The organism is Streptomyces sp. NPDC048473 (assembly GCF_043200155.1).
Classification (GTDB): Bacteria; Actinomycetota; Actinomycetes; order Streptomycetales; family Streptomycetaceae; genus Streptomyces.
Genome location: NZ_JBICXE010000005.1, coordinates 307717 through 321959, shown reverse-complemented (window position 1 = coordinate 321959; position 14243 = coordinate 307717). Strand labels below are relative to the sequence as shown.

At 66.9% G+C, this 14243-nt stretch carries 16 protein-coding genes and 2 pseudogenes; 8 read left to right on the top strand and 10 right to left on the bottom strand.

Features of this window, described 5'->3' with window-relative positions:
• Nucleotides 1-58: 58 nt before the first annotated feature.
• Nucleotides 59-1534: an MFS transporter gene (locus ACGFU7_RS11915; protein ID WP_393694712.1), complete on the top strand. Its 1476-nt coding sequence runs from the start codon at nt 59-61 to the stop codon at nt 1532-1534.
• An 89-nt stretch (nt 1535-1623) separates the two neighbouring features.
• On the opposite strand, the gene ACGFU7_RS11910 is transcribed toward ACGFU7_RS11915, so the two are convergent.
• The gene (locus tag ACGFU7_RS11910) at nt 1624-2103 is read right to left on the bottom strand and encodes a VOC family protein (protein WP_393694710.1); all 480 of its coding nucleotides are present in this window, start codon (nt 2101-2103) and stop codon (nt 1624-1626) included.
• Between the two features lie 415 nt (nt 2104-2518).
• Here ACGFU7_RS11910 and ACGFU7_RS11905 point away from each other — a divergent pair, with 415 nt between their 5' ends.
• Entirely contained in the window at nt 2519-2995 is a 477-nt protein-coding gene (locus ACGFU7_RS11905) for a ricin-type beta-trefoil lectin domain protein (protein WP_393694709.1), read from the top strand.
• A gap of 313 nt (nt 2996-3308) precedes the next feature.
• On the opposite strand, the gene ACGFU7_RS11900 is transcribed toward ACGFU7_RS11905, so the two are convergent.
• The 5 genes from ACGFU7_RS11900 to ACGFU7_RS11880 all read right to left on the bottom strand — a co-directional run bounded on the left by ACGFU7_RS11900 (nt 3309) and on the right by ACGFU7_RS11880 (nt 8245).
• Complete coding sequence (locus ACGFU7_RS11900) at nt 3309-5369, bottom strand: hypothetical protein (protein ID WP_393694707.1); 2061 nt, start codon at nt 5367-5369, stop codon at nt 3309-3311.
• 370 nt (nt 5370-5739) lie between these two features.
• On the bottom strand, nt 5740-6558 hold the full coding sequence (locus tag ACGFU7_RS11895; RefSeq protein WP_393694705.1) for an aminoglycoside phosphotransferase: 819 nt from the start codon (nt 6556-6558) through the stop codon (nt 5740-5742).
• Between the two features lie 77 nt (nt 6559-6635).
• The gene (locus ACGFU7_RS11890; RefSeq protein WP_393694703.1) at nt 6636-6773 is read right to left on the bottom strand and encodes a hypothetical protein; all 138 of its coding nucleotides are present in this window, start codon (nt 6771-6773) and stop codon (nt 6636-6638) included.
• A 3-nt stretch (nt 6774-6776) separates the two neighbouring features.
• Complete coding sequence (locus tag ACGFU7_RS11885; RefSeq protein ID WP_393694702.1) at nt 6777-7889, bottom strand: radical SAM protein; 1113 nt, start codon at nt 7887-7889, stop codon at nt 6777-6779.
• A complete protein-coding gene (locus ACGFU7_RS11880; protein ID WP_393694700.1) occupies nt 7877-8245 on the bottom strand; it encodes an ATP-binding protein in 369 nt (122 codons plus the stop codon). The genes ACGFU7_RS11885 and ACGFU7_RS11880 overlap by 13 nt, the downstream gene beginning before the upstream one ends.
• 48 nt (nt 8246-8293) lie before the next feature.
• Here ACGFU7_RS11880 and ACGFU7_RS11875 point away from each other — a divergent pair, with 48 nt between their 5' ends.
• Nucleotides 8294-9226, top strand: coding sequence for a hypothetical protein (locus ACGFU7_RS11875; protein ID WP_393694698.1), 933 nt, complete (start codon nt 8294-8296; stop codon nt 9224-9226).
• Nucleotides 9227-9231: 5 nt separating this feature from the next.
• On the opposite strand, the gene ACGFU7_RS11870 is transcribed toward ACGFU7_RS11875, so the two are convergent.
• Nucleotides 9232-9771, bottom strand: coding sequence for an NUDIX hydrolase (locus tag ACGFU7_RS11870; protein ID WP_393694696.1), 540 nt, complete (start codon nt 9769-9771; stop codon nt 9232-9234).
• A 364-nt stretch (nt 9772-10135) separates the two neighbouring features.
• Between ACGFU7_RS11870 and ACGFU7_RS11865 the strand changes: the two are divergent.
• A pseudogene (locus tag ACGFU7_RS11865) lies at nt 10136-10483 on the top strand (tyrosine-type recombinase/integrase); the annotation flags it as partial.
• A 7-nt stretch (nt 10484-10490) separates the two neighbouring features.
• Here ACGFU7_RS11865 and sodN read toward each other — a convergent pair.
• Complete coding sequence (gene sodN / locus ACGFU7_RS11860) at nt 10491-10886, bottom strand: superoxide dismutase, Ni (RefSeq protein WP_266981604.1); 396 nt, start codon at nt 10884-10886, stop codon at nt 10491-10493.
• Nucleotides 10887-11009: 123 nt separating this feature from the next.
• Here sodN and sodX point away from each other — a divergent pair, with 123 nt between their 5' ends.
• A complete protein-coding gene (gene sodX, locus ACGFU7_RS11855) occupies nt 11010-11525 on the top strand; it encodes a nickel-type superoxide dismutase maturation protease (RefSeq protein ID WP_393694694.1) in 516 nt (171 codons plus the stop codon).
• On the opposite strand, the gene ACGFU7_RS11850 is transcribed toward sodX, so the two are convergent.
• Complete coding sequence (locus ACGFU7_RS11850) at nt 11429-12058, bottom strand: CGNR zinc finger domain-containing protein (RefSeq protein WP_393694692.1); 630 nt, start codon at nt 12056-12058, stop codon at nt 11429-11431. The genes sodX and ACGFU7_RS11850 overlap by 97 nt on opposite strands.
• A 90-nt stretch (nt 12059-12148) precedes the next feature.
• On the opposite strand from ACGFU7_RS11850, the gene ACGFU7_RS11845 reads away from it, so the two are divergent.
• From ACGFU7_RS11845 to ACGFU7_RS11835, 3 genes and pseudogenes are all read left to right on the top strand, one after another.
• The gene (locus tag ACGFU7_RS11845) at nt 12149-12910 is read left to right on the top strand and encodes a class I SAM-dependent methyltransferase (protein ID WP_393694690.1); all 762 of its coding nucleotides are present in this window, start codon (nt 12149-12151) and stop codon (nt 12908-12910) included.
• A 145-nt stretch (nt 12911-13055) separates the two neighbouring features.
• Nucleotides 13056-13235, top strand: a pseudogene (locus ACGFU7_RS11840) (SigE family RNA polymerase sigma factor); the annotation flags it as partial.
• Between the two features lie 52 nt (nt 13236-13287).
• Nucleotides 13288-13419, top strand: a complete 132-nt coding sequence (locus ACGFU7_RS11835; RefSeq protein WP_393694688.1) for a hypothetical protein — start codon at nt 13288-13290, stop codon at nt 13417-13419.
• Between the two features lie 68 nt (nt 13420-13487).
• Here the strand turns inward: ACGFU7_RS11835 and ACGFU7_RS11830 are convergent, their stop codons facing one another.
• Complete coding sequence (locus ACGFU7_RS11830; RefSeq protein ID WP_393694916.1) at nt 13488-14240, bottom strand: amino acid ABC transporter ATP-binding protein; 753 nt, start codon at nt 14238-14240, stop codon at nt 13488-13490.
• Between the last annotated feature and the right edge of the window lie 3 nt (nt 14241-14243).

Below are 14243 nucleotides of genomic sequence, written 5' to 3'. Positions count from 1 at the left end.
GACTCCCACCTTAACGGAACTGTAGCCCCGTTAAACCTCTCTCTGAGGAAGGCCAATCATGTCCGCACCCAGCCGGGCCCAGTCTCCCGACACCGCCGACACCTCCGCTCCGCCCGCCGTGTCCTCGAAAATTCGCATGACCGGACGGCAGAAGCTGGTCCTCGCTCTCCTCCTCGGCGCCCAGTTCATGATCGCCGTGGACTTCTCGATCCTGAACGTCGCGCTGCCGGTCGTCGGCGAGGGCCTCGGCTTCTCCCTCGCCCACCTGCAGTGGATCGCCACCGCGTTCGCGCTCGCCGCCGCCGGGTTCACGCTGCTGTTCGGCCGCGTCGCCGATCTCGTAGGCCGCAAACGGCTGTTCCTGGGCGGCATGGTCGTTCTCGGTCTCTCCTCCGCCCTGGGCGGACTCGCCACCTCGCCCGAAGTCCTGCTCGCTGCACGGGTGTTGCAGGGTCTCGCCACGGCGGCCGTCACCCCGGCCGGACTTGCGCTGCTGACCACCGCCTTCAAGGAGGGCCCGCTGCGGGAACGCGCGCTGGGCCTCAACGGCGCACTTATGTCCGCCGGATTCACCGCCGGGGCCATCTTCGGCGGCCTGCTCACTGATCTGCTCTCCTGGCGCTGGGCCTTCTTCATCAACGTGCCCGTGGCCGCCCTGGTGGTGGCCCTCGCCCCGGCCGTCATCACCGACTCGCGCCCCGCACAACGCCCCCGGCTCGATGTCCCCGGAGCCGTGACCGTCACCGGCGGACTGCTGCTGCTCGTCTACGGACTGACCCAGGCCGGTGAGTCCGGCTGGACCACGCCCACCACCCTGGCCGCACTCCTCGCAGGTCTCGCGCTCCTCATCGGCTTCCGGTCCGTCGAGAAGAGGGCCGCGGCGCCCCTGGTTCCCGTACGCATCCTGAAGCGGCGCAGCGTCATCTGGGGCAATGCCGCCGGCCTGATCGCCTTCGTCACCGAGACCTCACTGGTCTTCCTGCTCACCCTTTACCTGCAGGAAGTCCTTGGCTACTCACCGCTGGCCACCGGTCTCGCCTTCGGCGTCCTGGGCATCGGCACCGTGATCGGCGGCGCGTTCGGCGGCCGTGCGGTCGGCCGGTACGGCAGCCGCAGGACCATCGTCACCGGCGGTGTCATCCAGGCCGTAGCCACGCTGTCCCTGGTGGCGCTCGGGACGTCGGGGGCCTGGATCTGGCTTCTGCTGGTGGCCACCTTCACCGGCGGCATCGGCAACATGCTGATGATCGTCGGCTTCATGGTCACCGCGACCTCCGGACTCCCCGACGAGGAACAGGGTCTGGCCACCGGCCTCGCCACCATGACCCAGCAGGTCGGCATCACCATGGGCATCCCGGTGATGAGCGCCGTCGTCACCGCCCGGATGTCCGCCCTCGGCGACACCGGCCCCGAGGGTGTCCTGTCGGGAGTCTCGGTCGCGATCCTGGTCAACTCGGCACTGGTCCTGACCGGCGCCCTGCTGGCCGGCACCTTCCTCGGCCCGCGTCGAGCAGGTAGTGGCGCGCGTCGGTGAGAACGGGCCCACCCGCCGATGACGCGGAGATGCCGGACGGATGGACCTCCGTCCGGCATCTCCGCCGTGTCAGCGCTTCCCAGCCCTTCTCAGCCCTCGGCGTGCACTTTCCGCAGCGTGGCGATGTCCAGCTTCTTCATGGTCATCATCGCCGCGGTGGTCCGCGCGGCCTTCGTGGCGTCCTGGTCGCCGATCAGATCGATCAGCACCTCGGGGACGACCTGCCAGGAGACGCCGTATCTGTCCTTCAGCCAGCCGCAGGGCCCCTCCTCGCCCCCGTCCGTGAGGCTGCTCCAGTAGTAGTCCACCTCGTCCTGGTCCGAGCAGCGGATCTGGAACGAGATGGATTCGTTGAAGGTGAACTGCGGCCCGCCGTTCAGCCCGACGAACTTCTGGCCATTGATCTCGAACTCGACTGCCATCGCCGATCCGGCGGGCCCGGGCCCTGCTTCGGTGTAGCGGCCGATCCTGCCGAGGCGGGAGTTCTTGAAGACCGAGAGGTAATACTCCGCCGCCTCCTCGGCCTGCCCGTCGAACCACAGACATGTGGTGAAGCCCTCGGTGGTCATCGCTGTCTCCTGTCGTGAGCGCATCCCCGTCGTGTGCGCATGTCCACCCATACCGACTGATCCCATACCGGAAACTCATCGGTCGCATATGGGAGGCATCGGTGGCACCCCGGCCCACGGTGGACAGCCGCGGCTCAGCGGGTGTCCGGTCCGGGCCGGGGCCATTCCCGTCCGCCGGGTACGAAGAGGGGTATCAGCGCCGTTCGGCTCCACGCGGCCCCGGACCGGCCGGGCACCGACAAGGTCAGGTGATGGCGGAGAATCGGCCGCCGACCGCCACCACCTGACCCCTCGGTCCGGTGACGGGCCCTCAAATTTTGCTCAACACCGTTGCGTTCGCGAATTCAACGGTGCATGATCCCGTTCGGGCTTTACCGGTCCAGCGGGATCGGACTCCAGACACACAGGGAGAGCAATGAGGCATGACTTCAAGGCAGCCGTCGTCGTCTGTGCGCTTACGGCCGCTACAACGCTGGGATTTGCCAGCACTCCGGCCAATGCCGCGCTGATGTCGTTCCGTCTCAAGAACCAGACCACGGGCAAGTGTCTGAAGTGGAACGGATACAACAAGCCGGTCACGCAGGTGTCCTGCGCAAAAGCGAAGAGCCAGTACTGGGGTGTCGGCGGGACTCACCTGGTCAGTCTGGCCACGCCTCTCGTGGGCGAGGGCTGTCTGACCGGCCCGAGCAAGCACGAGGGGCGGGTGTACGGGCGGGCCTGCTCGAAGATGAAGGGCAATCGAATCAGCTGGAACCTGTACTCCCACAACAACAACTCGAAGAACACCCCGTGGAACCCGGTGGGTGGGTACCTCAAGGTCTCGAAGTCCGGGAAGGTGGTGGCAGGCGCGAGGGTGAGCGGTAACCGCGACGTCTGGATCGTCAAGACCTGACGCCTGGTGCGCTGTTCCCGGATGATCCCGGGAAACGCAGAAGGGCCCGACCGGTCGAGCGGTCGGGCCCTTCTGATTGCCCGTCCGGCCTGCGGCTCGGCCGCGGTCGTCGGGGCGGGGCGATCAAGCCTTCTTGGTCTCCAAGTAATCGGTCAGGTCGGCGACCTGCAGCGATCATCGCTGCGGGGCGCTGACCTGGCCTTTTCGTGTTTGCTGGCGATGGCTTCCGGCGGTCGTGATCGGGTGGCCTGCGGACTGTGTGCGGACTGCGGACGAGATCTACAGGCAGCCCGAGTGACCGCCTGAGGCATCGTTACGCTTCACGATTTCCGAGGGCGAGGAGCACTTCGGGGAGCTCCCGTAGTGGCTGGACCAATGCGGTCACCTGAAGAACGGCACTCTGGGCGCGGCTGTCAGAGATGGGTTGAGCGATGTTTGCCGCGCGGGCGTGAGTCCGCATCTGGGACGCGATGGTGGGGAGCAACTTGACTCCCTCCTCGAGCGTTGTCAGTACGTCGGTCAATTCCCGACGTAGCCGCTTGACGGCCTCGGTGTCGGTCTCTGGCGGAGCAGCTGCCATATTCGGCTGAGGCACTGACGTGCTCATCCGAGTTGCTCCAGCCACCTTCGGGAACGTCCTGTTGAACCAGGCCCGACTAGCCGGTTTATCCAGCGCCTCTCCTGACTCGCCAATCTGCATGGGCGGTCGGTCGGACTCGTCCATTGCAGCCGCCAGCTCGCGAAGCAATCCAACCGCGCGGACTCGATTAGCACGCATGGCGGCGATGGCGTTGTTCACCCCACGGCGAATGCGCAACGACTCTTCGTTATCGACCGTCTGGTCGGTGTCGCTGTCACCGCGTTGCGCGCCTACAGACCCTCGGTCTGCGTCGATGAGATCGAATGCTGCGAGCCAATGAGGTGCTCGGTAGAGCAGCAGTTCCTCGAAGGCATCGGCGTCTTCACTTGCGGTGCCGAGTAGGTCCAGCAGGGGACGTTCTGAAGGCGTCACGCCTTCCTTGGCGAGTGCAACGGGAAGCGCATCCGCAACGCGGGGATTCCAGGGTTCGGGGTAGCTCTCCGACGTGAGAGCCGACCAGGCGCGTAGGCGTCGGTTTACATGCTGTCGTCCGAGAGTGGAAGGGGCGGGTTCGCTTAGTGCTGCGCGGATGAGATCACGCCGCAGGTCGCCTTCCGCAGGGAACAGTTCACTTAGGAGCCGCATCGACCGCCAGTCTCGTTGCACGGAAACGGATGCGTCTCCGGGGCCGCTGGCCAACCGGCTGATGGGCTGGGTTCCTGCCAGGACATCAGCGACATCTTCGCTGAGGATGCCGGCGGCGCTGTACGCCCCCAGGATGCTGCGTCCGAGTGACCGGCTCCGGTCGTTGGGCTTGAACTCCAACGGAGGGTGCACATGGTCGCGACGGTTACTGCTCTGGACGATGCGGTAAAGCCGCTCCGGGGTGGGGCTACCGATAACCAGGTGCGCTGTAACGACGGCGACCTTGCGGGCTCGGACTGCGAGTGTGTCGAGATCGCCGGCTTCGCGGGCTGCCTTGTACTCGTCGTTGAGTTTCGACGAGTACTTTGGCAGCCAGTAAGACGGATTGGTGGAGACGTCCAGGCTGTCCATGCCGAGCTTCGACATGGGGACGCCGGCCACGACCTCGGCGGAGCTCAGGCCAAGTAGTTCCTGCCGTGCTTTGGTTCGGTTGTTGCCGCGGACTGCCGGCCATACCCAATACGAGGAGGGGCGCTGGTCTCCAGAATCATTTAGGGAGGCTTCGTCCAGCACCAATTGTTGTGCGATGTACATGCACGGTTCCATCTGGCCGTTCAGGACGAGGTCCTCGCGCAGGTCGTAAGGCCGATGGCCGTCACGCCCGGCGAGTTCGTTGCCAGAGCGCTCGATGGTGGTGAGGAGATCTGGGAGAGCTCGGAACTCGCTACGCAGTGCACTGAAGGTCTTTTCCGAGCCGTCGGTGGTGACTGCTGTCCACGGGCGCACAGCAGGCAAGTTGGGCTTGGGGCCGTCAGACGGGTCGACCGGGGAGCGGAAGGCCGTGCTGATGCGCTCGTTGTGCCACCAGGTTGCCCCGGCGTAGCCCGCCAGTTTCACGCTCACGGCGAGCGCGGTGCCAGCGTCGGTGAGGATGGGAATGAGTGCGTCGTCTCGGAGACGCTCTACCTTGTCGTGCGCGCGGGGCGAATAGAGCAGGGCCTTGGGCTGCACGATGAACGGGGCGATCTGCTCCATCGCGGCCCTGGGGACGTTGACGCCTTCGGTGGCGAGGACAGCGTCGACCCAGCGCTTCTGCCAGTCGGCCGGGGCAGGGGTAGGGAATGGGGCATCTTCTTCGATGGGATCCACAACGGGACCTTCCGGTGCGCAGCGCAGCCGTTGGTGAGGCCGAGCCGCATGCGACCAGCGACCAATCGGTCACCAGGAAGTGGGCTCCAACCTCACCAGGGGAAGGTCTGTTGCCGTCATACCGGGCACGATCCACCAGAACAGTGGCAAGGCGGGTAGGACCGCTCTCTGCGTTCGTGCCTCTGCCAGCTGCCCGATCTTGCCTGCGCAAGGTGGGGCTGCTTCGTCCCTCCGGAAGAGCTCCGGCATGGGGTGCAGAGTCGATACCCAGTACGGGCGCGCTCCGCCATTAGTAATAGCAGCGCAAATGGGCGAACGCCAAGACTTCATAGAAAAGCTAATGAGGAACTGCTGATTCTGGTATAGGGAGTTACTCGCCCGCGGCCGCAGAGCGTCGATGTCGATGCCACCGAAGCGCGGCAGCGAGTAGCTGCCTCGTCCAGTCATCGGGATCAGCACCTGCGATCTCGTTCCAGAGCTTTGCGCTGGCGTGAGCGAAGGCGTCCACCGCACGTGGTGGTGCTGATTCCCAGGCGGGCAGCCGCGCAGCCAGGTCTTCGGCTTCGGCTGGCGTGTGGCCTGCGCCGATGAGCCAGATGATCCAGTGGGCAGGGTCGAGCCAGACGGCTCCGCGGGTGGCCCATCCCCAGTCGACGAGGTGGGCGCGGCGGTTCGTGATGAGGACGTTGTGGCTGTTCCAGTCCGTGTGGAGTAGCGCGTCGCCCTTGAATACGTCCGCGTCGGCGGGGTGCGGGACGTAGCTGGCCAGGCGTTGTTCGGCGTGGCGGAGTTCGATGTCCGGGCAGGGGAGGGAGGCCAGTTCCTGGAGTGCGTCCGTGACTTTGGGCAGGTCGGGGGAGCCTGGTGAGTAGTCGGCGTGGTGGCCGTCGATGTTCTCGAAGCCGAGGACGTTCCAGCCGTCGGCGATGACGTGAAAGAGCAAGTGCGGTGCGAGCGGAGTGACGTACGGGTTGATGTCAGCCTCGCGCTGCTGGGTCCAGACCCAACGATGGTCGGTGCGCAGGCCCTTGAGGAAGACGGCTCCGCCGGTGGTGTGTGCACGTGCGGAGAGAGAGCTGTTGAGGCCGGTGGCGATGTTCTCGATCCTGAGGTTCGGTCCGGTCTCAGCCTCGATGGCGGTGCGGACGCCGGACGGGAGTTCATCGAAGGCGATGGGGGGTGCGGGCATGGTCGTCAGGTTTCCAGATTGGCGTGCCAACAGGGGCTTCCGGCACGAAGTGCTGCCGGAAGCCCCTGGCTCAGTGGTCAGTTGTACGGATTGTCGTCCCCACAGCCGGGCGTGGTGGCTGCTGCGAAGGCGTCCACGTCTTCGATGACGATGATCTCCTCATTGGCTTCGGACGGCGGGCGGATGGGGGCGATCTGTACTGCTACTGCGGTCATGGTTCAGCTCCTTGTTGTCGCGTGTTGGCAGTACCTGTCCAGTGGTGCCTTCGCCTCCTGGTAGACCTTGGCCAGCGGCCGGCAGACTCGGCAGGTGCCGGAGAGCTGGCAGCCGGTGCAGCCACCGGTGCGAAGCATCAGGGAGTCGGCGATGCCGCCGAGGCGGCTCAGGCCCTCGACTCCGGTGGTCATGAGGGGAATCGCTTCGTCGCGGCCGACCTTGCAGATGGAAGCCATGCCGTGCGGGTCGACGTGGAAGAAGGTGTGGCCGGCGTTGCAGCCGTTGAAGGGATCGCGATCTGCGAGGTGGTCCGGGGCCTGAGTGGCGAGGGTTTCGGCGCCGCCGTAGATGGTCGGCGACATGTGGGTGTACTCGCGGTACGGCAGCCCGTAGCGATCGGCGAAGGCTCGCATCAGGTCGGCTTCATGGGCGTTGTGCCGCGTGATGATCAAGGTCAGATCGAGGGGTAGTCCGGCCTCGTGGGCTGCGTCCAGTCCTTTGACGAACATGCGGTACGCGCCTCGACGCCGGGTCAGCCCGTCGTAGGACTCCGCAGTGGCCCCGTACAGGCTGAGTGTGATCCGGTTCGGCCTCAGGCGTGTCAGCAGGGCGAGGTTCTTCGGTGCGGCAAGTCGCGAGCCATTGGTGAGGATCTCGACCATCATGCCCAGCTCGTACGCCAGTCGGTACGTCTCGGGGAACAGCTTGTCGATCATTGGCTCACCGCCCGTGAGCTGGAGCCAGAGCACCCCGGAGTCCCGGATGGCGTGCAGCAGGCGCTCACGCTCCGGCCATTCCAGACCGGCGAATTGCTTCAGGCCGAGGTAGCAGTGCTCGCAGTCGTAGTTGCAGCCGAGGTTCAGCTCGTACGAGGCGCGCCCGTATCCATAGGGAGAGCGGGCGCGGACCAGCACAGTCTCACCGAGGCGTCGGCCGCTCAGATCGATTTCCCAGGCCCGGCCGGCCACGTCGGCCAGCCAGGTGGGCGTTGTTGAGGTGCCCGGCGCGGTGTGCAGTTCCTCGTACCGGTGAACAGGAAGGCGTGCCGCCTTCGGACTGCCCGGTCGCACGAGGAGGTGGTGGTCGAGGTACGGGGCGGCGATCAGCTCGTGCATACGGACTCCTCACTCGGGCTGCCGAGGACCAGGCGGGCCCAGACGGTCTTGCCGACCGGATGGCGGTCGTGGTGGCCGGTCTCCTCAGAGAGCGAATGGACGAGAAGCAGGCCCCGGCCGCCTTCGTCGTCCTCTCCGGCCTCTATGGGGCGGGGCGGGGTGCGGCTGGCATCGGAGACCTCGACCAGGCAGCGCGGGCCGTCAACAGTCAGCCGAACTTCGAAGAGGTGCCCTCGTCTGCCGCCGTGCTCGACGGCATTGGCGGAGAGCTCTCCGCAGACGAGGACCACCCGGTCGATGTCCTCCTGGTCGTATCCCCAACTAGCGAGCGTCTTGGAGGCGAGGCTGCGGGCCAAGGGCACGCACTTGCGTACCGGGCTCAGTGCGCGGAACCGGCACAGGAATTGGACGACCTGCTCGCCTTGGTCGACGGCCGTGCCACCCGTTCCACCCTCACGGCCCTGCGTTCCTCGGTCCAGGACTACTGGCGGCGTGACAACGCACACGGCGGTGCGACCCTGCGGCCGGCCGTCGTGGGGCACCTGCGCTATGTCGGTCGCCTCCTCGACTCTGCCGAGGGTGGGTTACGGCACGACCTCCAAGGGGTCGCGGCCGAACTGGCACGGCTTTCCGGGTGGGCCTACTTCGACGCCCGCCAGTACAGCACCGCTCGCACCTACTTCACCCAGGCGCTCAAGCTCTCGCACGCGCACGGCGACAGCCTCTTCATGGCTAATGTGCTGTCCTGCATGAGCCTGCTGGCCACCTACGACGGCAACCCGAACGATGCTGTGACCCTTGCATGCCGTGCCCAGGACGCGGCCCGCGTCGCCGGTGAACAGCCGCTCGTCATGTCGATGCTGCACCTGCGCGAAGCGTTCGCCCACGCCGCCCTCCGAGATGCCCAGGCTTGCCACCAGGCCGTGGACCGCTCCCGTGACCAGTACGAACGCTCACGCGGACACGAAGCCGAGGCGCCTCCCTGGGTCCACTACTTCGACGAGACGAAACTCCTCGTCGACACCGGCATCGCCTACGCGCGCCTCGGCGAACCAGCCCGCGCCGAACCCCTCATCACCGAGGGCCTGCGTCGAGAAAATGCCGACCAACAGCGAGGCCGCGCCTTCCACGCCTACTGGCTGGCCAGCGCCCAGCTCCAGCTGGGCAAACTCGACGAGGCATGCACCAGCGCTGGCCTCGCCCTCGACCTCACCGCAGCTATTGACTCGCCACGAGTGAGCGGCCACGTCCAGGAACTTCACCGCCGAATGCTGCCCTACGCACGCGAGGCCCCTGTCCTCGCCTTCGAGCAACGCATGCGCGACGCCCTCGGCTGACCCCCCTACGAGCTGCTGGTCCCTTCGTCCAGCAGCAGATACAGGAGGCCGACCAGGCTGCCGCTGCTGACCACCTCACGGCGGTCGATCATGCCTCGGATCTCAGAGATCGGAATCCACTCGATCCGGTCGGACTCGTTCACCTCGGTCGGTGGGCCTGCATACGAGGCGGCCTCAGCGCGAAAGACGAAGTGCTCGGAATCCGTGATGCCGTTCGCGGGTTGCGCGTAGACCAGCGGCTTGACGCTCTCCACCCGCCAGCCGGTCTCCTCCTCCACCTCGCGAGCGGCAGCCTGCTCAGGGGTCTCGTCGGCCTCGATGAGACCCATCGGAAGCTCCCAGCCCCAGGTGTCGGTGATGAACCGGTGCCGCCACATCATCAACACGCGCTTCTGGTCGTCGACCACGGCCGCTACGGCCAGGTGCCGCATCCGGACCACATGGTGTTCCCACCGCCGGCCGTCAGGCTGCTGAACGTCCACGAGCCAGAGGTTCACCCATGGGTTGCTGTAGATCTGCCGCTCGCCATGGACGGTCCACTGCATGAGCCCAACTCCCTTGTTCCAGTGAAGTATCCAGCATGTCACTTTGACGAGAATCCGTCCGCCTGGTCGGGGCATCATCGCCCACGCCGACGAGAGGGAGAAACTTTGTGGTACCTGCTGTTGCGGCTGCGAGTCGTCGGTTGGACGCGTCATCGAGCCGCCAGATCAGCACTTGAGCAGGGTGTTCGGCGGTGTCGAGTTCACGCCCCTCAGCGGCCGCAGTGAGAACGGCGGCCGGCGGGCGGCCTCCGGTCTCGGCGCGGCCCAAGGCGGTGGCCAGGGCAGGCCACGCGGGGTCGGCCAAGATGCGCACCGCGATCCACCGGCACGCCTTCTCGTCCCCCCGGGGCAATGCCGGTGGCGGCGACGACCCGGCGCGCGATGGAACTGCGCCCGGAAGGCACTTCAGGCGCTGGAGGACAAGGCGGCAGGGAACGAGGGCCGCAAGCCCGTCCAGCTGCCCCGCATGGTCACCCACGACCTGCGGCACTTCTTCGCCCCCGCACTCATCGCGGGCGGGGCGAGCGTCAAGCAGGTGCAGCTGGTCCTCGGCCACGCGTCCGCCGTCATCACCCTGCGGATCTACGCGCATCTGTGGCCGGGAGAAGAAGACCGCACCCGGTCCGTGATGGACGCCGTTCTCGGCGGCCTGCGGACCGGGTGCGGACAGGTAGGCGATGCGACCCGCGAAACCGCAGGTCAGGCAGCCTAGCCAGAGATCAAGCCTTCTTGGTCTCCCAGAAGATCTTGTCGATCTCGGCGATGTAGTCCAGCGCCTTCTGGCCCGTCGCCGGGTCCGTGGAGGCCTTCGCGGCCGACAGCGCCTTCAGGGCGTCGTTGACCAGCTGGTGCAGCTCCGGGTACTTCTCGAAGTGCGGGGGCTTGAAGTAGTCGCTCCACAGCACCGAGATGTGGTGCTTGGCGAGCTCGGCGCGCTGCTCCTTGATGACCACCGCGCGGGCCCGGAAGTGCGGGTCCTCGTTGGCCTGGTACTTCTCCTGGACGGCCTTGACGGACTCCGCCTCGATGCGGGCCTGGGCCGGGTCGTACACGCCGCAGGGCAGGTCGCAGTGGGCGCTGACCTTCACCTTGGGGGCAAACAGGCGGGAAAGCATTGAGCTGTCCTTCCTCGTGATCGTCTTCTCAGGTGGGACATTACTCCGTGAGAGGCGGGTTTTAGCGGGTGCCCCCATGGGCTTAGGCCAAAAGTCCAGGGTGAGGATGGGCCCAGTGGCCGAATGTACGGAACGCTGTACAGGACGGTGTACTGGACGGACCGGGGAGGTGCCGGAGAGATGCGGGAGGTGCCGGAGTTGCCTGAGCTGACGCAGGAGCAGCCCGGGCGAGGGCTGACTGCGCGCGTGCCGTTCCAGGTGGTGGAGGTGACGGGGCCGTCGATGGTGCCCACGCTCCATCACGGGGACTGGCTGCTCGTGCAGTACGGGGCAACGGTGCGCCCCGGGGATGTGGTGATTCTGCGGCACCCGTTCCAGCAGGATCTGCTGATCGTCAAGCGGGCCGCCGAGCGCCGTCGGGGCGGCTGGTGGGTGCTGGCCGACAACACCTTCGCGGGCGGTGACAGCACGGATTACGGGACGGTGCCCGAGGAGCTCGTGCTGGCCAGGGTCCGGGCGCGCTACCGGCCGCTGAAGAAGGATCAGCGGTCGGTTCGGGGTGTGGCGACCTGGGCGGTTTCCGCGCTGCGGCCGGTGTCGGCGGCGCGTTCCGTCTCCAGGCGTTTGCGGGCCCGGTAGGCGGCCACGTTGGCGCGGGTCGCGCAGCGGTCCGAGCAGTAGCGGCGGGAGCGGTTGGTCGAGGTGTCGAGGTAGGCGTTGCGGCACGGCGCCGCCTCGCACAGGCCGAGCCGGCCCACACCGTACGAGGTGAGATGGAAGGCGAGGCCCATGGCCGCGATGGCGGCGTACCCGGCCGTCGCGTTCGACGGGTGGTCGGCCAGGTGCATGTGCCAGTCCGGCTTGCCGTCCTCGTCGCGGAAATCGTGCCCGGAGATCTGCGGGCTGACCGGGAACTCCAGCAGCAGTGAGTTGAGCAGGTCGACAGCGAGTGTCTCGTCACCGCCGTCGGCCGCTTCGAAGACCGCGCGCAGCCGTGCCCGTACGGACCGGAAGCGGGTCACATCCGCGTCGGTCGCCCGCCGGGCCGCCTGTTGGTTGACGCCGAACAGCTCGCGGACCGCCTCGACGGAGGTGAGGGAGTCCTTGTTGCGGGCCGGCTCCTCGGTGTTGACCAGACGCACGGCATAGTCCGAGTAATAGGCCAGTTCCACTTGTAGTCCTTACGGCGTCGGTCTAAAGTCGGTGCAGCGAACGATGTAATGGGCTTTTGCGGTTCCAGGGTATTACATGGGAGGTTCTTCGTGGCGGAGACAACGACAGGTACTGACTGGGCGGCCTGGCAGGAGAGCTGGGACCGCCAGCAGGAGTGGTACATGCCCGACCGCGAGGAACGGTTCCGGGTGATGCTGGACATGGTCGAGGCCATTGTGGGGCCCCGGCCGAGAGTGCTCGATCTCGCATGCGGTACGGGAAGTATTACGGACCGGCTGCTCAAGCGGTTCCCCGAGGCCACCAGCACGGGCGTCGACCTCGACCCGGCACTGCTCGCCATCGCCCGCGGCTACTTCGACGGCGACGAGCGCGTCACCTTCGTCACCGCCGACCTCAAGGATCCCGACTGGACAGGGCAGTTGCCGTACGACTCGTACGACGCCGTTCTCACCGCCACCGCCCTGCACTGGCTGCACACCGAACCGCTCACCGCGCTCTACCGGCGGATCGGCGGGCTCGTCAGGGACGGCGGAGTGTTCATGAACGCCGACCACATGATCGACACCGGGACCCCCCGTATCAACGCGGCCGAACGCGCCCACCGGCACGCAGTCATGGACCGCGCCAAGGCCGCGGGCGCTCTCGACTGGGCGGACTGGTGGGCACTGGCCGCCAAGGACCCGGTCCTCGCCGGGCCGACCGCCGAGCGGTACAAGATCTACGGCGAGCACGCGGACGGCGACATGCCGTCCGTGCGGTGGCACGCCGACACCCTGCGCGAGGCGGGGTTCGGTGAGGCACGGGCCGTCTGGGCGTCCCCCTCGGACACTCTGGTGCTCGCGGTGAAGTAGCGGCAGCATGCCCGGGAAGGGGCGGTACGGCCCTGGCCCGTACCGCCCCTTCTTTTTCTGCACTCTGCTGCAACCCACCGTGCGTCCCGCCGCACTTGAAGGGTGAGACGGTCCGCACCCGCGGACCCGGAGAGGGGCGCCGACGATGCGGATCGCTGACGGTGCCGCGCTGCACGCCTTCGTCGAGGGCAGACGTACCGCACTGTTCCGCAGCGCGTATCTGCTGTGCGGCGACCGGCACGAGGCCGAGGACCTGGTCCAGGCGACGCTGGTCGAAGTGGTGCTCGGCGGACGGCGGCACGGGCGGCTCGACAACATCGAGGCGGCCTCTGTGGGGGGCCGAGCCGGTCGGCCGGCTCGCCCTGAAGGACGGCGGGGTGCCGGCCGTTCGCGACAGCACCGGTATCAAGAGCGAGCAGGCGCAGGGCCCGCTTCTCAAGACCCCGCCGCTCACCCGTGCCCAGCTGCGGACGCTGATGCTCAGCCCGGAGCTGCTGCCGAAGAAGTAGGGATACGGAGAGGAGGGCGGTACGGACCCAGGTCCGTACCGCCCTCCTCGTGCGCTCTCAGAGCACCTTTAAAGCACCTTCGACAGGAACGACTTCGTCCGGTCGTGCTGCGGGTTGGTCAGTACGTCGCGCGGGTGGCCCGACTCGACCACCACACCGTCGTCCATGAAGACCAGCGCATCGCCGACCTCACGGGCGAAGCCCATCTCATGGGTCACGACGATCATCGTCATGCCGTCCTCCGCGAGACCGCGCATGACGTCCAGGACATCGCCCACCAGCTCCGGGTCGAGTGCCGACGTCGGTTCGTCGAAGAGCATCAGCTTCGGCTCCATGGCCAGGGCGCGGGCGATCGCCACCCGCTGCTGCTGGCCGCCGGAGAGCTGCGAGGGGTAGTTGTTCCCCTTGTCGCCCAGACCGACCCGGTCCAGCAGCCGCACCGCACGGGCCCGGGCGACGGCCTTCGACTCGCGCCTGACCTGGACCGGAGCCTCCATGACGTTCTCGATCGCCGTCATATGAGGGAAAAGGTTGAAGCGCTGGAAGACCATGCCGATGTCCCGGCGCTTCAGGGCGACTTCGCTGTCCTTGAGCTCGTAGAGCTTGTCGCCCTTCTGGCGGTAGCCCACCAGCTCGCCGTCGACGGACAGCCGGCCGGCGTTGATCTGCTCCAGGTGGTTGATGCACCGCAGGAAGGTCGACTTGCCGGAACCGGACGGGCCGATCAGACAGAAGACCTCACGCGGGGCGACCTCCAGGTCGATGCCCTTGAGGATGTGCGCGGCGCCGAAGGACTTGTGGACGCCCTCGGCCTTCACCATGGC